16 protein-coding genes and 1 tRNA gene are annotated in these 21235 nt (G+C 58.5%); 12 read left to right on the forward strand and 5 right to left on the reverse strand.

Annotated elements, in window-relative coordinates:
* Window positions 1-2 precede the first annotated feature (2 nt).
* From pstA to pstS (AU11_RS16760), 3 genes are all read right to left on the reverse strand, one after another.
* Complete coding sequence (pstA, locus tag AU11_RS16750; RefSeq protein ID WP_197023892.1) at window positions 3-908, reverse strand: phosphate ABC transporter permease PstA; 906 nt, start codon at window positions 906-908, stop codon at window positions 3-5.
* Window positions 905-1879 (reverse strand): phosphate ABC transporter permease subunit PstC, encoded by a 975-nt coding sequence (gene pstC, locus AU11_RS16755; protein WP_043320765.1) that lies wholly within the window; start codon window positions 1877-1879, stop codon window positions 905-907. Before pstC ends, pstA begins: the two co-directional genes overlap by 4 nt.
* 116 nt (window positions 1880-1995) lie before the next feature.
* Window positions 1996-3135, reverse strand: a complete 1140-nt coding sequence (pstS, locus tag AU11_RS16760; RefSeq protein ID WP_081848215.1) for a phosphate ABC transporter substrate-binding protein PstS — start codon at window positions 3133-3135, stop codon at window positions 1996-1998.
* 309 nt (window positions 3136-3444) lie between these two features.
* Here pstS (AU11_RS16760) and pstS (AU11_RS16765) point away from each other — a divergent pair, with 309 nt between their 5' ends.
* Entirely contained in the window at window positions 3445-4572 is a 1128-nt protein-coding gene (gene pstS / locus AU11_RS16765) for a phosphate ABC transporter substrate-binding protein PstS (protein WP_051687401.1), read from the forward strand.
* Window positions 4573-4618: 46 nt separating this feature from the next.
* Here pstS (AU11_RS16765) and AU11_RS16770 read toward each other — a convergent pair whose 3' ends face one another.
* Window positions 4619-6574: a PhoX family phosphatase gene (locus AU11_RS16770; RefSeq protein WP_043320767.1), complete on the reverse strand. Its 1956-nt coding sequence runs from the start codon at window positions 6572-6574 to the stop codon at window positions 4619-4621.
* A gap of 275 nt (window positions 6575-6849) precedes the next feature.
* Here AU11_RS16770 and AU11_RS16775 point away from each other — a divergent pair, with 275 nt between their 5' ends.
* From AU11_RS16775 to AU11_RS16785, 3 genes are all read left to right on the forward strand, one after another.
* Complete coding sequence (locus AU11_RS16775; protein WP_081848216.1) at window positions 6850-9006, forward strand: TonB-dependent siderophore receptor; 2157 nt, start codon at window positions 6850-6852, stop codon at window positions 9004-9006.
* 314 nt (window positions 9007-9320) lie between these two features.
* Window positions 9321-11114, forward strand: coding sequence for a phytase (locus AU11_RS17910; RefSeq protein ID WP_051687402.1), 1794 nt, complete (start codon window positions 9321-9323; stop codon window positions 11112-11114).
* Between the two features lie 77 nt (window positions 11115-11191).
* The gene (locus AU11_RS16785) at window positions 11192-12106 is read left to right on the forward strand and encodes an aldo/keto reductase family oxidoreductase (protein ID WP_051687403.1); all 915 of its coding nucleotides are present in this window, start codon (window positions 11192-11194) and stop codon (window positions 12104-12106) included.
* 392 nt (window positions 12107-12498) lie between these two features.
* Here the strand turns inward: AU11_RS16785 and AU11_RS16790 are convergent, their stop codons facing one another.
* Window positions 12499-13662, reverse strand: a complete 1164-nt coding sequence (locus AU11_RS16790) for a hypothetical protein (RefSeq protein ID WP_231492098.1) — start codon at window positions 13660-13662, stop codon at window positions 12499-12501.
* On the opposite strand from AU11_RS16790, the gene AU11_RS16795 reads away from it, so the two are divergent.
* The 8 genes from AU11_RS16795 (at window position 13649) to AU11_RS16830 (ending at window position 21183) form a co-directional block, all read left to right on the forward strand.
* Complete coding sequence (locus AU11_RS16795; protein WP_231492104.1) at window positions 13649-15130, forward strand: alpha/beta fold hydrolase; 1482 nt, start codon at window positions 13649-13651, stop codon at window positions 15128-15130. The two genes, AU11_RS16790 and AU11_RS16795, sit on opposite strands and share 14 nt — an antisense overlap.
* A complete protein-coding gene (locus tag AU11_RS16800) occupies window positions 15127-15876 on the forward strand; it encodes an ATP-binding cassette domain-containing protein (RefSeq protein WP_043320770.1) in 750 nt (249 codons plus the stop codon). Before AU11_RS16795 ends, AU11_RS16800 begins: the two co-directional genes overlap by 4 nt.
* Window positions 15873-17075, forward strand: coding sequence for an ABC transporter permease (locus AU11_RS16805; RefSeq protein ID WP_043320772.1), 1203 nt, complete (start codon window positions 15873-15875; stop codon window positions 17073-17075). Before AU11_RS16800 ends, AU11_RS16805 begins: the two co-directional genes overlap by 4 nt.
* Before the next feature lie 10 nt (window positions 17076-17085).
* The gene (alr, locus tag AU11_RS16810) at window positions 17086-18228 is read left to right on the forward strand and encodes an alanine racemase (RefSeq protein ID WP_051687404.1); all 1143 of its coding nucleotides are present in this window, start codon (window positions 17086-17088) and stop codon (window positions 18226-18228) included.
* A gap of 86 nt (window positions 18229-18314) precedes the next feature.
* Window positions 18315-19331 (forward strand): bifunctional biotin--[acetyl-CoA-carboxylase] ligase/biotin operon repressor BirA, encoded by a 1017-nt coding sequence (gene birA, locus AU11_RS16815; protein WP_051687405.1) that lies wholly within the window; start codon window positions 18315-18317, stop codon window positions 19329-19331.
* A 5-nt stretch (window positions 19332-19336) separates the two neighbouring features.
* On the forward strand, window positions 19337-20155 hold the full coding sequence (locus AU11_RS16820) for a type III pantothenate kinase (protein ID WP_051687406.1): 819 nt from the start codon (window positions 19337-19339) through the stop codon (window positions 20153-20155).
* Between the two features lie 80 nt (window positions 20156-20235).
* Window positions 20236-20955, forward strand: coding sequence for an SPOR domain-containing protein (locus AU11_RS16825; protein ID WP_231492106.1), 720 nt, complete (start codon window positions 20236-20238; stop codon window positions 20953-20955).
* Window positions 20956-21107: 152 nt separating this feature from the next.
* A tRNA-Thr gene (locus tag AU11_RS16830) sits at window positions 21108-21183 on the forward strand.
* The last annotated feature ends 52 nt before the right edge of the window (window positions 21184-21235 follow it).

Here is a 21235-nt window from a genome sequence, read left to right on the forward strand (position 1 = left end):
GCTCAGTTTTTCTTGCGGCTGATTGCGCGGGCAAATAAATTGAAAATCAATACGATGATCACCAGTACCAGTGACGCGGTCCACGCCAGCTCGATCTGGTTGTCAAAGGGCATTCCCGAAAAGTTGTAGATCAGCACCGACAGTGAGGCGGTGGGTTCATTCATATGGGAAAGGTAATAGTTGCTGAACAGGGCGGTAAACAGTAGCGGCGCTGACTCGCCGGCTGCGCCGGCCACTGCCAGCATGACGCCGGTCATGATGCCGGGCAGCGCCGTGGGCAGGGTAATTTTCCACATCACCTGTGTGGGGGTGCAGCCCATACCATAGGCGGCGTCGGTCATGCGTTTGGGGACCTGGCCGAGGGCTTCTTCGGCGGCGATGATAATGGTGGGCAGCATCAGCACCGCAAGTGCGACACCACCGGCCAGTGCCGAGTAGCCAAATTTGATGACCAGTACCGCATACACAAACACACCGGAAAGTATCGACGGGAACCCGGTGAGTACCTTGGCGGTAAAGTGGGCCCCACGGGCAAGCTTGCTTTCTTTGCCCAGTATTTTGATCGAGATGGCGGTGAGTATACCCATGGGAACCGCGATGGTACTGGCGATAGCTACCATGACCAGAGTGCCGATAATTGCGGGGCCGATTCCGCCGCCCATTTCGAACCCCGCCGGAGGCAACTCGGTAAGCACCGGTAGGAGCTCACTGAACAGTCGCGCACCGCCGTGTTTCAGCAGCATATAGATAATGGACAGCAGCGGAATGGCAGCGATCAGGGCCAGCAGCCACACCATACCGCTGAACACGCTGTTGCCGAGGGAGCGGCTCTCGAAGGGTTCGCGCTTGAGATTGAGGCCTTTCCAGCCTTCCTTGCGCAGCTGTTTGGGCGTCTTCAGGTCCTTCACTTGCTGCCCTCGAATTTACGCATGGTGAGCTGCTGGATATACAGGCCTCCGAGGTTGACCAGGAAAGTGATCAGCAGCAGCACCAGCGCCGCGTACATCAGTGCCTGTACTTCCACGCCGCCCGCTTCGGGGAAACTGGAAGCCATCAGCGATGCCAGGGTGTTGGCAGGAGAAAACCACGACAGGCTGATCTGGTTACTGTTGCCGATCAGCATGGCCAGGGCCATGGTTTCGCCGAGAGCGCGGCCAAAGCCAAGCACCAGTGCAGCGAGTAACCCGGATGACGCGGTAGGCAGCAGTACCTTGAAGATCGCTTCTGCACGGGTAGTGCCCATACCGTAAGTCGCTTCTTTGACTTTTGCCGGGATCTGGCGGAACGCATCCACAGAGATGGCGGCGACGGTAGGCAGAATCATCACCGCCAGAACCAGTGCCGCCGGCGCCATACCGGGGCCACTCAGTTCCGTACTGAAAAACGGGAACCAGCCAAAGTGTTCGTGCAGCCAGTGCGCCACCGGGCGCAGTAGGGGAATCAGCACATAGATACCCCATAGACCGTATACCACCGAGGGAATGGCCGCGAGTAATTCCACCGTCAGGCGAAAGACACTGGCAATCTTGGCGTGAATGAAATCCTGGGTAAGAAAAATGGCAATGGTCACGCCGAGGATACCGCCCCAGATCAATGCCAGGATGGAGCTGTACAGGGTGCCCCAGACTTCGGGTAGGACGGCAAACTGCTGTTTATTCACATCCCAGGTGGTGCCGGTAAGAAATCCGAAGCCATATTTTTCCATGGCGGGGATAGCCTGTTTGCCGATCATCCACAGGATAAACAGGATCAGTAGAATAATGGACCAGGCGCAGGCAATGGAGAAAAAGCGAAAGCCCACATCTCCGTATATTTCACTATTGCCCGGAGGGCGAGTAATGCCCTTGCCGATTTTTTCTTTGAATAGCGCTCTGGACATGCCGGATTCTGGAGCTCTGAATATTAAATGGTTCAATAAATAGAATGCCCCGGCCGGTCTGTCCGGAACGGGGCATTAGCTGTTTCTCATTGTGGCAGATGTTTATGTAGCCACTATTACTGGATGTGCTTTGCGGCTTCGCGCACTTTCGCGCGTACATTTTGCGGCAGCGGAATGTAGCCGAGGCTATCGGCCTGGTCCTGAGCCTCATCACTCAGCATATATTCCACCAGTTTTTGCATCGCCGCGGCTTTCTCGTCGTCCTGATCGGCGTAAACCAGTAACCAGGTAAAGCTGGCGATGGGGTACGCATTTGCACCTTCGGGATCGTTTACCCAGACAATCAGGTTTGGAATCTCGGTACCCGGGAGCGTAGCCTGTGGGAATTTGGCGCTGGCCAATGCGGCGACGCCAGCTTCCGGCCCAGGGGATACGAACGCACCGGCCTTGTTCTGCAACTGGGCTACCGGCAGGCCGGTTAACTTGGCAAAGCCATACTCGACATAGCCGATGGCTCCAGGGGTCTGTTTTATTTGCGCCGCAATACCATCATTCTTCGGTGCTTTGACGAAGTTGGCACTGTTCGGCCAGTTGGGCGCCTTCGCCTGTCCTACGGCGGATTTGAAATCGGCATTGACGGCACTCAGGTGACCGGTAAATACGTAGGAGGTACCGGAAGAGTCCGAGCGGGTAACTACGGTGATCTTCGTATCGGGAAGTTCGACGCCGGGGTTGGCCGCAGCGATCTTCGGGTCATTCCAGCGGTCGATTTTGCCGAGGAATATATCCGGATACACATCCCGGGGCAGTTTCAGTTCACTGACACCCTGAAGATTGTAAGCCAGTACCACTTCGCCCGCGGTCATCGGCAGTAGCACCGCGCCCTTCTGTACCTTGGCTATTTCATCTTCTTTCATTGCGGCATCGGATGCGGCGAAATCCACCACGCCGTTAATGAAGTCCTGAATGCCCGCTCCACTTCCCTTGGCCTGGTAATCCACGCGAATCCCACCTTCTTTGCGCGAGAAGTCCTTGAACCACTTGGAGTAAATGGGGAAGGGGAAACTGGCACCGGAACCGTTGAGTTGCACATTACCGCCACTGGAAGATCCATCCCCACCCCTGGAATCCGAGCTGCTTTTACCATCGGAGGAACCACCGGAGCAGGCAGTAATCATCGTCGCGGTAAGAAGTATTCCGGTGCCAGCGCACAGCGCGCGATTGAAGCGTTTCAGGAATGACAGCGTGAACATCATGCTAGGCCTTTTGGTGAATGTGGATAGCATCCGTGAACAGAGCCACGTCAGGTGGATTCGTGCGACATGAGACGGAATAGAGCGCACACCCGTAGATACTAGTTAAACCAGCGTGCAAGGTGCACAAAGATTGTTGCAAGTTTGTGAACTTGTACAGGGATGCCAATTTAACCGTCAATTGTTACCGCGGTATGACCGATTTATTGCGGGCATTTGATTTTGCTGGTGATACGGATTGGATTTGCCTGTCCAGGCTCAGGCCTTTGCTATACAGAGTGCTGACGAAAGAGAAATATAAATGGTACCCGGATGAACGAGCGTGGAAAGGTGGCTCCCAATCGTACGTTGCGTCTGATATTACTGATGGCTTTTCTCGCTGTATTGATCGCGGCGGGTATTTCGCTGTTCAAGGATATCTCGCAGGGAAGGCACGATGACGATATGGATGGGCGTGCCCGCGTTGTAGGTGCCGGAGCAAGCTTTCCCGCGCCACTTTACGAGCGCTGGTTCAAGGAACTCTACAGCAGAGACCAGAAATATCAGGTGGATTATCAGAGCGTGGGTAGCGCGGCTGGTATCACCAATTTCCTCCAGGGTCGGGTAGATTTCGCCGGCTCCGATTATCCGCTGGAAGATGCGAGTACAGCGCGGCTGGATGGCGGTGTGCTGCAGCTACCCATGGCCGCCGGCGCAATTGTATTTATCTACAATCTGGAGGGAGTGGCGGAGCTGAAGCTCTCCCGCGATGTGCTGGCAAAAATACTGCTTGGCGAGATTCGCCGCTGGAATGATCCACAGGTGCAAAAAAATAACCCTGAAGCAGACCTGCCGGACCAGAAAATAACGCTTGTGGCACGCGCCGAAGCCAGTGGCACGACGCTGCATATGAGCAGGCACATCGAGGCGTATAGTAAGTCTTTTGCTGAAAGAATTGGCGCGTCGAAAGATCCGCAGTGGCCATCTGAGCTGAAAGAAAGCGGAAGCCTGATACGCGCGCGAGGCAATGCCGGTATCGCCAGAATGGTGGGTTCGGTGCCCGGTGCGATCGGCTACGTGCAGTACGCCTATGCGGAAAATTCCAAACTCCCCATGGCATTGCTGGAAAATCGCGCTGGCAATATGGTCGCGCCTGGGCCGGCGAGCTTCCAGTCCGCACTGGTCAGTTTCGAAGGGCGGCTTACCAGGCAGAACATTGCCGACCCCGAAGGGGTAAACGGGTATCCGATTATCAGCTTCTCCTGGCTGATTATGCGCAAATCCTACCGCAACCCGGATGTGTACCCGGTAATGAGTGCGATGATTCACTACGGCCTGGGTGAGGGCCAGGAAGTCGTGGAGGAGATGGGCTACATCCCCTTTCCGGAAAGTGGCCGCAGGAAACTTCTCGAGTATTTCGATTCCCGCGGCGCCAGCGGGCCGCTACCCCAGCCGCAATAATGCGCCACAGCGGTCGCTGCCCGTGAGCTGACTGCGCATGGACGGTTCAGCTGCCGACGCTGCCCCCGTCGTTGCGGCGGATCGCAAGCACCGATGGACGCGGCGGCAGTTTGGGATCGTTGTCCGGCCAGCGGTGCAGGGGGTTGTCGAAGGTAGAATTGTCCGCATCCGCTGGGTGTTGTACCGCGACGAACAGGGTTTTTCCGTCTGGAGTGAATTCGGGGCCGCAGATTTCAGCGCCTACCGGGCAACCGAAAAAGTGCTTCGGCGCTGCGCGCAGCTCACCTTCCGTTGCCATGGCCCAGAGGCCATCGTGAAAGCCGAAATCTTCGCAGCCGTCTGTCGCGATCCACATGTTTCCCCGTTGATCAAAGGCGACATTGTCCGGGTTGGCAAACCAGCCATGGGCGGAGATATTGCCCGCTTGCTGTTGACCATAGGCGCCGCGTTCTGCCGGGTCTTCCGCATTGGGGTTACCGCCCAGTAGAAAGGTGTTCCACTGAAAGGTATCACTGGAGTGGTCGCGCAACCCACTGCGCCCGGGCGGCACGATTTCCAGCACGTGGCCGGCGGTATTGCGCGCGCGCGGGTTGGCCGGATTTTCATCTCCGGGCTTACGCTTTTTGTTTTTGGTGAGCATGACATAGGTGCAGTCATTCACCGGGTTGGTCTCGACATCTTCCGGGCGGTCCATGGGGGTGGCCCCCATCAGCCTGGCAGCGCGGCGGCAGTCGATCAGTACATCCGCCTGATTGCGGAAGCCATTCTCCGGTGTGAGTGGGCCCTGCCCAAAAACCAGCGGCAGCCAGGTACCGACGCCACCTTCCTTGAACTGGCCAGCGTACAGCGTGCCGTCGGTCAGCAGTTTACGGTTGTGGGTGTTTTCCCCAGCGCGGTAAACATCGCTGGAGACGAAGCGGTACACAAACTGGTGTTCGTCGTCATCGCCGCCGTAAGCCACTATGGGCTCGCCGGGCTTGCTTACCACGGTAAAGCCTTCGTGTTCAAAACGACCGAGACCGGTCAGCTTGCGGGGCTTGGACTCCGGATCATAGGGGTCGTATTCCACCATCCAGCCGAAGCGATTGGGCTCGTTGGGTTCCACTGTGATATCAAAGCGGCGATCGTAGTCACCCCAATTGCGGTTACCTTCCTCGATACCGAACCCGTGGTGATTACGCGCTTCTACCTCATCCGCCACATTGTCGGGGTCGCCCTGAAAGGCGCCGCCAAAGCCTTCTTCGGCAATCAGCACCGTCCCCCAGGGTGTTTTTCCGCCAGCGCAGTTACCCACAGTGCCGTACACCTGAGTGCCGCTGGGGTCTTCACTGGTTTGCAGGCGCTTATCGCCGGCGGCGGCACCGACGATATCCATCGCAGTGGTCAGGGTAATGCGTCGGTTGTAGGGGCTGCCCAGTACCGGCTGCCAGCCCTGCGCGGTCAGCTCGATCTCTACCACGCTGTGTCCACAGGCCTGTTGTTCGATGGCGATGTGCGCATCACTGGTGCCTCGGACCGAACTGTCTTCCGTATAGCCAGCAAACATCAGGTGCGGCTGGGTGTACTCGTGGTTGACACACAGCAGGCCGCGCTCGCTGTTGCTGCTCAGGCTGTGCTTGTCGCCTTCGCCGGGTGCGGCGTCCGCGGCCAGAGGCATAAACGCGATGAAATCATTGTTGTATCCGAAACGGCGCGACTGTTCTCTCGCGTCGAGCTTGTCCGGGGTGAAAGCTTCTGCAAACGCGTCCAATGGATCGCCCCAGCGCAGCAGCAGATCGGCGCTGTAGCCCTCCGGCAGGTGATGTTTGAAATCCAGTGCGTGAGGGATCTCTTTGAAACTGAGGTTTTCACTGCCTCGGTTATTGGTTTCTGTGCCGCAACCGGGAAGCAGAGATGCGCCGGTGGTGGCCGCGGTGGCGGCGCCAAGGGCCTTGAACAGGGTGCGACGCGTCAGGCTGGCGGGCTGCTCCTTGGAAATGACTTCTTCTTTGTGGCTTGTCATAAATTATTCACCATTCAGTTCTCTTCCCCGGCAGGCCCGGGTAATCGGTCAGAAGCGTCCGCCGTACCTGCATTATCGGAGATGGTTCGCGATTTCGAAGGCAAGGTTACAGGCGCTATATGACAAATTTAAAAAAACGGTAACGCAAATTTCACATGCCAAGTCTAGCCTGCGCGCACAAATCAACAGGCCGGACCTGGCAATGCACGTCATGACACCGGTCGACCACTGCTTCTTGTACAAAAAATCCAATTCCTTAATGGGGACGGGGAACTATGACTAAGCCTGTATTTAATTTGAAGATGGTGGCGCCTCTTGCCGCGGCTATCATCAGCGTCAACGCCGCTGCCCAGAGCGCAGCTAATGAATCTGTAGCCATGAGCGCAAGCTCCGGTGTCGAGGAGATTGTGGTAACCGGCACAAACGTGTACCGCGATCGCACCGACGATATCAACCCGACACTGTCTTTCGATCTGGATTTCTTTCAGCGCTTTGAGCCGCTGACGGTTGGTGAGATGCTCAAGCGCACCCCGGGTGTTGCCTTCACTTCTGACGTTCTTGAGTACGACGCCGTACAGCTGCGTGGTATGAACGCCGAGTACACTGAAGTTCTGATCAATGGCCGTCCGATCCCCGGCCAGGGCGCTGACCGCACCTTCTTTGTTGACCGTATCCCGTCCGAGCTGGTTGAGCGTATCGAAATTATCCGCTCTCCGTCGGCGGACATGACTTCTCAGGGCGTCGCTGGCTCTCTGAACGTGATCTTGAAAGATGGCGCCAAGCTGGAAGGTATTACTACCCGCCTGGGCAGCACCTACTACGCCGACTCCGAAGACTTCCGCACCATTGGCTCCGCTGCCATCGCGCACGCCGGTGAGAGTTATGACTTCTGGCTGGGTGCGAATATCCAGGAACGCTTCAACCCAAAGCGTAAGACCGAAGCCTACTTCGATGAGGAAGTACTGGAAGGTTATGCCTTCGAAGAAGATACCCGTGACGGCAACGATAATTCTCTGAACGGTTCTCTCGGTCTCCAGCTGGATGACACCTCCGAGGTACGCTTTAACGCCTACTACGTCTTCACCGACCGCACCGAAAACGAGCTGGTTACCGAATACGAAGGTGATGTGATCAGCCGTAGCGAGGGTGACCTGGTAGCGATCTCCACTCAGGAAGAGCAGATTGACCAGACCAGCTGGGGTATCGACGGTGTGTACGTTACCGCGTTGGGTTCCGGTGAGCTGGAGCTTTCTGCGGCTCTCTCCCAATTCAAGGAAGACACCGTCAACTTCGAAACTGAGGAAGAGTTTGACGACGGTGTTTCCGAAGGTGTGGAAGAGGGCGATGAGGTTCTGTTTATCGAGGACAAGAACTACTCCCTGGAAGGCAGCTATAAAATCGCGCTGGGTGCGACCGAGCTGAAGACCGGCCTTTCCTATGGCGCCAGCGAGCGTTCTGGTCTGCAGGCCGGTTTCTTCGACGTGGATGCGGACATCGAGGAAACTCGTGTCGCTCCATACGCCAAGCTGACCTTTGATATGGCAGAAAACCTCAGCCTGGAAGGCGGTCTGCGTTATGACATCTACGAGCGCGAAGTCTCTAACGAAGACGGCAGCGCAAAAAGCGACAGTAATGAACTACTGCCATCCATGAGCCTGCGTTGGGACATGGATGACGATAACCGTGTGACGGCCTCTGTTGCACGTACCCTGCGTCGCCCGGAGTTCGATCTGGTTTCTCCGTTTGAAGAAGACGAGACTCCGGACGATGAAGACGTAACCATCGGTAATCCGGATCTGGCCTCTGAGCTGGCCTGGGGCTTCGACCTCGGCTTCGAGCACCGCCTGCCCGGTCGTGGTATCGTCGGTGTGAACTTCTTCTACCGCGATATCGACGACGTTATCGAGTTGACTGATACCGGTATCGAAACTGAAGCCGGTGGCGCGCTGTTTACGCCGATGAATGTGGGTAACGGTACTTCCCGCGGCGTCGAGTTTGATATCTCCATGCCGTTGGCGTTCATTGGGCTGGAAAACACCGGTTTCTATGCCAACTACGCTTACCTCGATTCTGAAATCAAAGATCCGTTTACCGGCGAAATGCGCACTTTCCGCAACCAGCCGGATTCCGTGTACAACATCAGCCTGACCCAGGACCTGCCGGGCTTTGGTGGCGCGGGTATCTCTTACCAGAAGCGCAGCGAATCCCTCGAAACCGAATTTGAGGAATACGTTATCACCGAATACGACGGCAACCTGGAAATGTTCGTCGAGTGGAATATTTCGGAGCAATCGGTTCTGCGCTTCAGTGGCACCAACCTGCTGGACCAGGAAAAGGTTGAGTACATTCGCGACTACGGTGAGCCGGTCAACGAAATCCAGTACGAAGACAGTACTCCGACTTACAGTCTGACTTGGCGTTCTGCGTTCTAAAGTCGGATTTATTTCGCAAAAGCCCGGTACCGGTGGAAGTCGGTACCGGGCTTTTTGCTATTTTTATATGTTGAACGGATATGTCACCTGTTTGCCACTTTACTGTCATGCTGTGAGTGTAAGTTGCTGCCAACGGTATTCACCCTGCCTGGGAAACTCGGATAGTCGATAAAACTATGTCATCAAAAACCCTTAAATTTGCCGGCTTACTGGCCGTCGCCGGTCTGCTCAGCGCTTGCGGCCAACAAACTGAGGCTCCCGCGAAGGCGCCAAAACCCATTCAATCACAATCGGCACTTGTGCTAAGCGACGTAGTGTCCAGCCAATTGGCACCACTCGTTCTGGCGGGGGAGGACTACCTGCTGCTGGCCAGCGAAAAACGCGGATTGGTACTGGTGAGCGCGAGTGGCGAAGAAAAGCTCGCACTGGATGGTGGTACCGTGGAGCGTTTTGCTTTACAGAAATTGGCTGAGGACAGCTGGCTGGTTGCGATGTACAACGAGGACAGTGCCGAGTTGCAGCTGCGCCTTGTGGATATGGAAGAGGGCAGCCCGCGTATTCGCTATCTGGCGGCAATGGCAACCAGCGCTCCCCAGGCGGCCATGTGCTTCTCCCGCCAGGGTGGCCGCACCCACCTGTTTGCAATCGATGAGAACGGGCTGGGACATGAATACGTGGTGCACCCGCGGGAACAGGCGTGGGAATTTACCGGTGTGCGCCCTCTGTATTTTGGTGAGCAGGTTTCTTCCTGTGTCGTGGACGACCGCAATGGAAAAATACTGGTGGCGCAACCGCCACTGGGGATCTGGAGCCTGAATGCGGATGCGGAAATGGATGAAGAGCGCGAAGTGTTCGCCGCCGCCGCGGACCTGTCGCAGGATGCATTCGGCGGCCTGTGGCTGGATGATGCCAGTGGCAACCTCTGGCTTACCGCTGGCGAGCGGGTACTGGCGTTCAATATCAATACTCCGCGCCAGGCACCGCACTTTGTGGAAACCCTGGCGGAGATCGAGCCGGTTTCTGCGGCGGTTCAGCAGGGGGCTTTACTTGCGCTGGCAGAAGAAAGTGATCAGGTGCATCGCTTTGCCATCACGCTGCCAGAGCCGGCTGCAGAAATACAGGCATTTCGCGGGCCAGTGGAAATTCCGCGCGTGCGTGCCAGCGGGCAGACCGCGCCGGTGGCTTCCGGTGGCGACGCTGCAGATGACCCGGCCATCTGGGTTAATCCTGTGAACCCGTCTGCCAGTCTGATTCTGGGCACCGATAAGAAGAGCGGTCTCAGTGTGTACGACCTGAATGGCAAGCTGCTGGAGCATTTTGCTGTCGGGCGGGTTAACAACGTCGATCTTCGCCCGATGCAGCACGGCAAATTCGTCGCCATCGCCGCGGCCAGTAACCGTACCGACCCTGGTGTCAGCCTGTTCGGGATCACCGCTGGCGGCGTGGTGGAGCACCTGGGGCTGCGCAATCTGGAGATGGATGATCCCTACGGGCTGTGTGTGTATCGCAAAGGGGCTGACCTGATGACCTGGGTGTCCGATAAAGAGGGCCCCTTGCAGCTTCTGCAGATCGTTCCCGGTACCGGCGATGTGGACTGGAGCCTCAAAAAGATCGCCTCGCTACCGGTGGCCAGTCAGGTGGAAGGCTGTGTGGTAGACGATGAGCAGCAGATGCTGTTCTTCGGTGAGGAAGATGGCGGTATCTGGCGCCTGGACATCGCGGCCTTTGCTGCCGGCGAAGCCAAGCCCCAGCTGATCGCGCCGGTCGATGGCGAACGTCTGGCGGCGGATGTGGAAGGCATGGGCTTTTATCACGCCAGTGACAAGAGCTACCTGGTGGTGTCCAGCCAGGGTAATAACAGCTACGCACTGTTCTCGCGCGACGGCAGCCAGTTTGTGGGCCACTTCAAGGTGGATATCAACCTGGATAAAAATCTCGACGGCAGCTCTGAAACCGACGGCCTGGAAGTCTCCAGTGCGGCGCTTGGCAGCCAGTACCCGCAGGGGCTGCTGGTGGTGCAGGATGGCCGCAATCGTATGCCCAGCCAGAGCCAGAACTTCAAGCTTGTTTCCTGGGCGGATATCGCCGAAACACTGAAGCTGCAGTAAGCCTGTACAGGGGAGGAACAAGCCCTCTCCCATATGTGCGAGAATCCGCCGGACTCTTCTGATCCGGCGGATTTTTTATGCAGCGCATTTCTTCCTCTCTCACGTCTGACCTTTCTTTTTCCCGCATCGCTTTTGGTCTTTGGCGCCTGACTGACTGGGGCTATTCCCCGGCCGAGCGTGTGTCGCTGTTTGAGCAGATGCTGGACCTGGGGGTGACAACCTTTGATCTTGCGGATATCTACGGGGACTATCGCTGCGAGCAGTTTTTTGGCGAGGCACTGAAGCTGCAACCACAATTGCGTGAGCGTATGGAGATTGTCAGCAAGTGCAGTATTCGCCTTGCGGGCGAGGCATCCGGTGCGCGCCTCAATCACTATGATACCAGTGCGGGGCATATCCGCTCGGCGGTAGAAACCAGCCTGCGGGATATGGGCATCGAGCAGATGGACTTGTTACTGCTGCACCGCCCGGATCCGCTGATGGATGCGGATGCGCTGGCCGGCGTTCTCGAGACCCTGGTACAGGAAGGCAAGGTAAAACACCTCGGGGTTTCCAATTTCCATCCGCACCAGTTTGACCTGTTGCAATCCCGCCTTTCTTTACCCTTGGTCGCCAACCAGATCGAAGTTTCGCTACTGCATTCTCAGCCCATGTTTGACGGCCAGTTGGACCACTGCCAGCAACATAAAGTGATCCCCATGGCCTGGTCACCGTTTGCGGGCGGGCGCCTGTTCAGTGGCGACGACACAGACGCGACGCGCGTACAGCAGGAGCTGGCTCGCCTGAGTAAATCACTGGGGCTGGATGCGGAAAACGGCCCCATGCAATTGGCGCTGGCGTGGTTGCTGAAGCATCCCTCACACATGGTTCCGGTACTCGGTAGTGGAAATCCGAAGCGGCTGGTTGCGGCACTGGCTGCGTTGGAAATGGAGCTGGATCGAGAGGCGTGGTTTGAGTTGTTGCGTGCTGGGCGTGGCAGAGATGTGGATTAGTTTGAGTTTGGTGGTATTTCTTCTTGCGGCCCTTTGGTGGCGCCGGAGCACTGGGGTGTTGTATTTGGAACCGAGCTAGGCGCCCCCCTGTGAATACATCCCTGTACGCTGCGTCGCAAACGTCCCTGTTTGCGACGCTTCCAAATACAACACCCCAGCACTCCAGCTTCAATTTGAACGAGTGTGCTTCGTAAGCAAATGTTTATTCGGGGTAATTTAGCCAGATGTGAAGGTGCGGACGGTGGGGGAAGTTCGCGAGACCTTCAAAAACAGGATGTTTTTGCAGAGCCCCCAGGGATGGGTTCACGGCGTGTCTCGCGAACTTTCACCACTGGCGGCGCCGCCAGTGGAAGTACTACGAAGTACCGTAGCAAAAACCACAGAGGTTTAAATTACCCTGCGTAAGCGTTATCCGGCACCAGATCGTAATTCACATCCCCGAGGTCAAACTGCTCAAGAGGAGCAAGGTGCATGGGGACGCGGTAGCAGCGAAGCAGTTCGTCACCGCGGCGATCCATCACTTCCAGCTGTTCACCGGAAATGCTGTGCAGCAGGCGATCGAACTCGGTAACGGCAGAGGCAATCGCCATCTTGTATTCCAGCTCGTCGCCCAGCTTGATATAGCGCGCATCGCCATCCACCAGCTCGATGCGCAGCCAGCCCGGTCCGCGCTCGGCGCCGGCGACGCCCAGAACCAGCGGGCCCTGTTGATCCTGACAGATAGGGGCGAGCTCGTAAGTTGAAGGCTCCGCATCCGCCTCCTGGCCAACCCACACCCATCCAGGCAAGCCGATACGGGTGAGGTGCCATTCCGACAGCCACACGGTCTGGTCATCATCCACGCGGAACTCGCTGTACTCCCGCTGTCCACTGCTCGGAGCCAGGCTTACATTGGCCTCCGGATTTTGTTTGCGGAAGGTATGCAGCTGCTGGGTCATCTCATAATTGACTTCCCAGCGTTTCTGCAGGCGCCACTGCATGGGGTACTCGCCCCACTCCACCAGATACTCCTCGCGCTCGCGCAGCGTTTCCGCCACGCGCCAGAAAGCACCGTCAATAAGAATGCAGGTATCACCGGGTTTACTGCCGGGGGCGATAATGCTGTGTTCGGGGGAGGCTTCAGAGGCGTTGACCACATGCTCGCTGCGACCCTCAATCACCTCGTACCAGGGAAAGCCATGGCGCAGGGGGGGAGGAAAGGCCAGTGGTGGGCGGCCCGCAAGTAGACGGCGGAAAAGAACGGATTTTTCGATTTCCAGGTCAGACAGGGTGTAGCCTTCTTTCTGGGTAATCTGGCCCCAGGCAAAGGCTGCCCGTACCAATTGTTTTTCTCTGTCTGAAAAGCTCATCTCGGCGGGTTCGTTGCTTATTCTGTAGTCAAACGACGGCAAACCATACCACTCGGCGCCGGTTGACGCCACGGCAATCTCGTGTAGAGCACAGCGATGGCGGGAAAACTTCGGTAGACTGCGGAAGCGACTAATTATGCGCGAGTGACTGATGTCGAAGAAGAAGAGAAAAGTAAGTGGATGCAGGCCGCTTTTGGGAGCGGTCATCTGGGGGCTGCTGGCAACTGGTGCCGCGGTGGCGCAGCAATCCGGTCCGTCTGCCGTACCGGGCCCGCTGGTGCCTGAACCCTGTTATGGCAGCGGCTGGTCTGATGCGTTGCGCTGTTACCAAGTGCCGGTCACAGGCCCGCAGGCCGGGCAGGGGGCGGAACTCGCGGTGCTGGTGGCGCCAGCGCTGAACGGCGGCCAGCAGGAGCCTCTGTATATGTTGGCCGGTGGCCCCGGCCAGGCGGCGTCAGATTTGGTGCGGCTGCTCAACCCGCTGCACAAGATCAATCGCGAGCGCGATGTGGTGTTTGTGGACCGCCGTGGCGCCGGCCTTTCGGATGTATTCGATTGTGGCGTCAGTGACTCTCCACCTTCGGAACTGCAGCGGTTTGCCGAGATTATCGCGCAATGCTATGCGGGTGCTTCCGACCGCCCGGTGACCCTCAATAGCCGCCAGACGGTGGAGGATCTCGAACAGGTACGCAAAGCCCTGGGGCACGAAAAAATCAGTCTGTGGGGCGGTTCCTGGGGTACGCGGACTGCGTTGCTGTACCAGCAGTGGTACCCGGAGTCCCTGGAGAGGCTGGTGCTGGATGGGGTGGCCCCCATTGAAAGCAAAGTATTCCTGACCGCTCAGGAGGCGGAGTCCGCCCTGCAGCAGCTCCAGCGGGACTGTGCCGCCGACCCTGTGTGCGCTGAATTTGGCGACTGGCGCGCGGCTTTGGACCAGATGCTCGCAAGTTGGGACCGAGCCCGAGCGGTGAGCTTTCCGGACCCATTTACCGGTTTCCCTTCGGAAGAACCGGTGGAAGGTTGGGTGCTCGCCAATGCCGTGCGCAGTGCGCTTTATGATCCCGCTGCCGCGGCGCAGCTGCCGTTTGCCGTTGACCAGGCGGCCAAGGGCAATCTGATGCCGATGGCGGGTATCGTTGGTCTGTTCGCCGCAATGGAAGGCAGTATGGCCATGGGGCTGACATTTTCTGTCGCCTGCGCCGAGGAAATGTCGCGCATCAGTGAAGCGGAAATTGCTGCCGATAGTGCTGGTACATTTCTTGGCCGCGCCTTCCTGCAGCCATTTGTGCGTGGTTGTGCCAACTGGCCGGTGCCCCCCCGTGAATACGCCCCTCCTGAGCCCCGCGCGCATCCGGTGCTGCTGATCTCGGGTAGTGCCGACCCGATTACCCCACCGGACTATGCAGAGCGGTCACTGGGCTACCTGGAAAACAGCCAGCACCTGGTTGTGCGGGGTGGGGGGCATATCAACAGTGCCCGCGGTTGTATTCCCGATCTGATTCTGGAGTTTCTCGGCGGTGAAAGCAGCGAGCTGGATTTTGGTTGTGTGGCCGACATCAAGCGCCCGCCATTTATGGCGGCGGCGTTTGGCCCGGAGTTCACGCCGAGACAGGAGGCAGACGTGGCGCGGGAAGATGCGACCGGTGCCAGTGTGCAGGAAGGAGGTCAGCCATGATCCGTGTTCAGGGAATTAGCAAGTCTTTTGCCGGTCAGCCGGTGTTGCGGGATCTCAGCTTTGAGGTGCCCGATGGCCGCATTACCGCTTTGCTTGGTGCCAATGGTGCGGGCAAAACCAGTTGTCTGCGAATTGTGTGCGGATTGTTGGCTGCCGAGGGTGGCCAGGTGCTGGTTGGTGGCCTGGATCCGGCGGTGGACCCGCAGGGCGTTCGCCGGCAGCTTGGGGTTGTCGGGGATCGCGAGGGGCTTTACGAGCGCCTGACCGTCGCCGAATACCTGGATATCTTTGCCCGCATGCAGGGATTGTCCGGCGCCGATTTAACACGGGCACTGGAATCTACCTGCGAGGAGCTGGAGCTTCACCCGTTGTGGAAGCGCCGTATGGGGGGCTTTTCCCAGGGAGAGCGGATGAAAGTTTCCCTGGCCCGTGCCCTGGTGCATCGCCCCCAGCACTTGATTCTCGATGAGCCCACTCGCGGATTGGATGTGCTTGCGGTGCGGCTTTTGCGCCGCACCCTGTTGCGCCTGCGGGCCGCCGGCACGGCGATCCTGTTTTCAAGTCATGTCATGCCGGAGGTGGCGGAGCTTTCCGACTGTGTGATGGTGATGTCCCAGGGGCGCATTGTGGGCCGCGGTACCCCCGAAGAGCTGCGAGGGCTCACCGGGTGCGAAAGTCTTGAAGACAGCTTTGTGGCCTTAGCGTACGGTGAGAAAGGGGCCCAGACCGAAGAGGTGCTGGTATGAGCAGGATGGGAAAGGCCGCGTTTCGGTCGGGGATACTGGCATTGATGCTGCCACTGCTGCGCAAGGAATTCCTGGAGGCGTGGCGCGATCGGCGGGCGCTGATCATGGCAGTGAGCTTTGCGTTGATGTTCCCGGCGATGATGGCCGGTGGCTCAATGTTTATGATCAAGAAAAAGGCCGAAGAGGTTACCCGCGTTGCGATACTTGGTAGTGAGCAGGCGCCATTGATGGCGGAGCGGCTGCGTGGTCCCGGCGTCGAGATCGAGAACCTCGGCAGCGGCGACCCCCGTACCCTGCTGGCGGAGGGCTATCATCTGGTGCTGGTTTTCACGGATGACTTTGCCCAACGCTACCGCGACTTCCGCGCGCCGCCGCTGTACCTCTATGTGGATACCTCCAGCACCGATGCGGGTCGCGCCCAGCGACAGCTGCAGGAGCGCCTGGCGGGTCTGCAGCAACTGGTGGTGACGCAACGACTGGCGGCGCGAGGCGTTGCCCAGCAGGTGCTGGCACCCTGGAAACTGGAAACCCGCGATGTGAGTACACCCTCCGCGCGCGGTGCCCTGTTGCTGGCGATGGTGCCGGGGTTGCTGATCCTGACACTGTTCGTGGCGAGCCTGGCCACCTCGGTGGATACTTCTGCTGGAGAGCGCGAGCGTCTCAGTATCGAAACTCTGCTGCTGCAGCCAATGCCGGCATGGCAGATCATCACCGCGAAAATGCTTGCGGTGGCGAGCCTCGGCTGGCTGGGCGCCCTGATGGCTATTGGTGCGCTTGTCACTCTGATGCCGGTGATGCCACTGGCAGAGCTGGGTATTCAGCAGGCCACGACCGTGTCTGGGGTAATCAGTATGGGGTTGCTGCTGTTGCCTCTGGCGCTGCTGGTGGCGGTGTTGCAGATCCTGCTGGCGTTGCGCTCGCAGTCATTCAAGGATGCGCAGACCCAACTGAGTATCCTGCAGATAGCCCCTCTGGTGCTGCTGATGGGGTTGGATATGGCGCAGGTAAACCTTGCGGACAGCTGGCAGTTATTGCCGTTGATTGGCCACCAGCAGTGGCTGAAAGCGCTGCTGGTCGGGGAGGCGGTCTCACTACCGTGGATGCTTGCCGGGTCTGCTGTCACCCTGATGTTTGTTGCGGCGGCAGTCGCTACTGGTGCCCGCGCCTTGCGCCGGGAATCTCTGCTTTCCGCCGGCTGAAGAGGTAAAGGTGTCTATTACGGAACAGGAACGCGAAGGATTGCTGAGTATTGATCTGGGGGCGGTGCTGGAGAACTACCAGCGTCTGCATTCGGTGCTCTCACGAGGCTGCCAGTGTGCTGCGGTGGTCAAGGCAAATGCCTATGGCCTCGGTATGGCCCAGGTGGCCCCCCCTCTGTACCGCGCCGGGTGTCGGGAGTTTTTTGTCGCCACCCTCGCCGAAGGACAGGAACTGCGGGAGATATTCCGGAACTGGGCGGGTAGTGACGCGCCAAGAATTTATCTGTTGTCCGGCGTGCGCCCGGGGTGCGAGGCGGCCTGTGCGTCAGCCGGCTTGATCCCGGTACTGGTTACCATTGAGCAGCTGACCCGCTGGCTGGCGGCTACAGAGTCTGGTGGGCGCGCGGCTCCCTGTGTGTTGAAGATTGACACCGGGATGACCCGATTGGGCATGACCGCCGTGGAATTTGATCGCCTGGTGCGCGATGAGGTGCTACTGGCGCGTTCCAACATTCAGATGCTGCTGAGTCATCTGGCCTGTGCCGACGAGGCGGATCACCCGCAAAACCGGTTGCAGCTCGATCGTTTTAATGGCTACTTGCAGCGGCTGCGTGCGCACTGCCCGGAAGTGCGCGCGAGCCTGGCCAATTCTTCCGCAATTTATCTGGGGGAGGAATATCATTTTGATCTGGTGCGCCCCGGGTCTTCGCTATACGGAATCAACCCAACCCCGGGTGTTGCGAACCCCATGTCTGCGGTGGTCAATTTACGTTTACCTGTGTTGCAGAAGCGCTCGGTAACGGAAGAGTGCGCCGTGGGCTACGGGGCGACCGAAGTCGCCCGGGCGGGCAGCTGGTTGGCCGTGGTGCGAGGGGGCTATGCCGATGGCATGTTGCGCACGCAAAGTGGTCGCGGGCGCGGCTGTGCGGTGATCGGGGACCGGCGAGTGGAGGTGCCTATGATCGGACGTGTATCCATGGACACCTCCGTGTTTGATATTTCCGCCCTGAGTACTGAGGAGCGAGCGCAGCTGGATATCATTGAGGTGCTCAATGACGTACTGACGGTCGATGATATGGGCGCGGCGGCGGACACTATCGGTTATGAAATCCTGACTTCCCTGGGGACTCGGTATTACCGGCGCTACTTGTAGCAGCTGTAGTGGCGGGCAGAGTGCGCGGGTGGCTGTGTCTCGTCGATATAATGCAGTATCAATTTCTGAGGTCAGGAGTAACTTCATTGAGTTCGCAGCAAAATGGCGTGCTTGGCACATTGCGTCCCCTGTTGGATCAGTTGGCGGATGGCGAGGTCCACTCTGGAGAGGCGCTCGGTGAGACGCTGGGCGTGAGTCGAGCAGCGGTGTGGAAGCAACTGCAAAAACTGGAAGCCCTGGGTCTGCCGGTGGAATCGGTCAAGGGACGGGGGTACCGCCTACCGGGTGGGTTGGATTTATTGAGCACTGCGCAGATTCTCGATGCAGTTTCGCCGCAAATCGCACCGCAACTCGAGCGCTTAGAAGTATTCGATCAGCTGGATTCTACCAATGCACAGGTGCTTTCCGCCTTGGCTGGTGGGCAGGGGCACGGATTGGTAGTGCTCGCCGAGCAGCAAACCGCCGGGCGCGGCCGGCGCGGTCGCCAGTGGCTCAGCCCGTTTGCCGCCGGAATCAGCCTTTCAATCGGCTGGCAATTCAATGGTGGAGTGCAGCTGTTGGAGGGGTTGAGTCTGGCGGTGGGGGTGGCTCTGGCGAGGGCGTTGTCCAGATTTGACGTGCCAGATGTACGTCTCAAGTGGCCCAATGATGTGTGGTGTCGCGGGCGCAAGCTTGCCGGTGTATTGCTGGAATTGAATGGAGATCTCACCGACTGCTGCGGTGTGGTAGTGGGGATTGGTATGAATATGCGTCTGCCGGAATCTGTTTCGGGGGCCATTGGGCAGCCCTGGATAGATCTGGAAACCGTGCGCCCGGGCATATCCCGTAATCGCCTGGTGGCAGCGATGCTGGATGAGCTGGTGCCAATGCTGGCCGCCTACCCGGACAGCGGGTTTGGCCCCTGGCACGCTCCCTGGATGGCGCTGGACCAGTTCGCCGATGCAGAAGTGTGTGTGCAGTCTGCACACAAACGGTGGTGTGGGGTGGCGCGCGGGGTCGACACCGGTGGCGCCCTGTTGCTGGAAATAGACGGCCAGAAAAAGGGGTTCCATGGCGGTGAGGTTTCCCTGCGCCCTTTGTCATCTAGCGGAAACGGCAGGTAAGAACCTTGAGTGACATTTTGCTGGAGCTCGATCAGGGAAATACCCGCGGTAAGTGGCGATTGGTACGCAGCAACCAAGTGCAGGGAGCGGATATTATTGCCCGCGGCGTCTTCGCCCCGGGCCCCTGGTGGCGGGAAGATAAGCTGCCGGAGAGCTGGCGGTTGCAGAAACCGGCTGAGATCCGCTGCGCTAATGTGGCTGGCGCCCAGGTGGCCGGTGCCATTGACCGGCGCTTGCGGGCCGAGTTGGCGCTGCCTGTGGCGTTTGCGCGGGTCACTCCGGAAAGTGCCGGTGTTCAATGCGCCTATGGCGACGTGTCCCGTCTCGGGGTGGATCGCTGGTTGGCAGTGCTGGCCGCGCACGCGCGGGCGACAACGCCCGCACTGATTGTGGATTGCGGCAGTGCAGTCACGCTGGATCTGCTGGATGGGCGTGGGCAACACCTGGGAGGGTACATTGTGCCCGGGCTCGGGTTAATGCGGCGAGCGCTGTACAGTGACACTGACGCGGTGAAAGTGGATGAGTCGTTCGCTGAGGGCATGTCACTGGCCCCGGGGTGTCGTACCGAGGATGCGGTGAATCGCGGGCTGCCGTTGATGGTGCTGGGTGCCGTTGAGCGGGTGCGTGAAATCTTGCTGCAGCAGTTGAGGCAGGTGTCGGGCCAGAAGATGGCGCTTTCCGGTGGGGAGGCTTCACCGTTGCGAACGCTATTTACCGGTGGCGACGGCGCACTGATCGCATCCCTTTACCAGTATCCGTCGGAAGTGGTGGAAGATCTCGTGATGGACGGACTTTCCCATGCTGCCCTGCGGGTGCGGCCCTGAGGTCGTGGCCGGGCGTGGGCCCCCGCAATTCCTCTAGAACTAGTACAAGCCAATAAAACTCTATGCGTTGGATATTTTTTTTGCTGCTGATTGCAAACCTGGGTCTCCTCGGGTGGCTTCTGAGCGCCGATCGCGCGCCCGCTGCGAAAGTGGTCGTGGCGACGCCGGATACGGGTGTCAACACGATTTCGCTGGTCAGTGAAATGGATGCGGCTGAACTCGAAGCGAGCGCAACTCCCGAAGAGAGGCCCCGACCGCGCGCGCCGGCTGGGAACGATGAAGTGGTTGCGCCTCTATGCACGCTGGTCGGGCCATTCGAAGAGGCGTTCCAGGGGGAAGACGTGGTGCGTCGCCTGCAGGCATTGCAGGTGGATGCCGAGCTTCGAGATGTGGAAATGCAGGGGCAGATGCGTTACTGGGTTTACCTGGCGCCGCTCAGTTCTACCCGGGACGCATTTCGCAAGTTGCGAGAGTTGCAGGCGGCGGGCATCGACAGTTATGTAATTCCGAAAGGGTCGCTGGAAAACGGCATCTCTTTTGGAATTTTCTCTGAACTGGAGCGAGCGCAATCTTTAACCCGGGAGCTGCAGGCCAGGGGGTTTGCGGCGGAGTATCGCGAGGAGCCGCAAACATACCTCGAGCGCTGGGTAGTGTTGAGTGGCAGTGAGCCGGTATCCGGCGCGACCGCGGGTAGTGCGGTCGGGGAAGCCTTCTGGCAGCAGTTGCAGCTGGATTATCCGGATATCGGGCGTCGCCAAAATCTGTGCAGTGAAATTCAGCAGGGCGATACCCCGCAGTAATGGGTGGGGAAAGCAATTTGCCTGCCGGGGTGAAGAAAAGCGACAACAGGCTGTTGCTTGTGGAGATCACTTCCCCTAGAATCCCGCCTCCACTTCAGGGGGTGTCAACGCCGCTGAAGTATATGGAGCTTTCGAGCTTCAAATTTAGAGATGCTGGCGTAGCTCAGTTGGTAGAGCAGCTGACTTGTAATCAGCCGGTCGGGGGTTCGACTCCTCTCGCCAGCTCCATCTCTTTTCCGGTTTGCAGGCTGCTGAGAAAAATCAGTTAAGTGTGTGAAAT

This window comes from Microbulbifer sp. HZ11 (assembly GCF_000708675.1).
Classification (GTDB): Bacteria; Pseudomonadota; Gammaproteobacteria; order Pseudomonadales; family Cellvibrionaceae; genus Microbulbifer.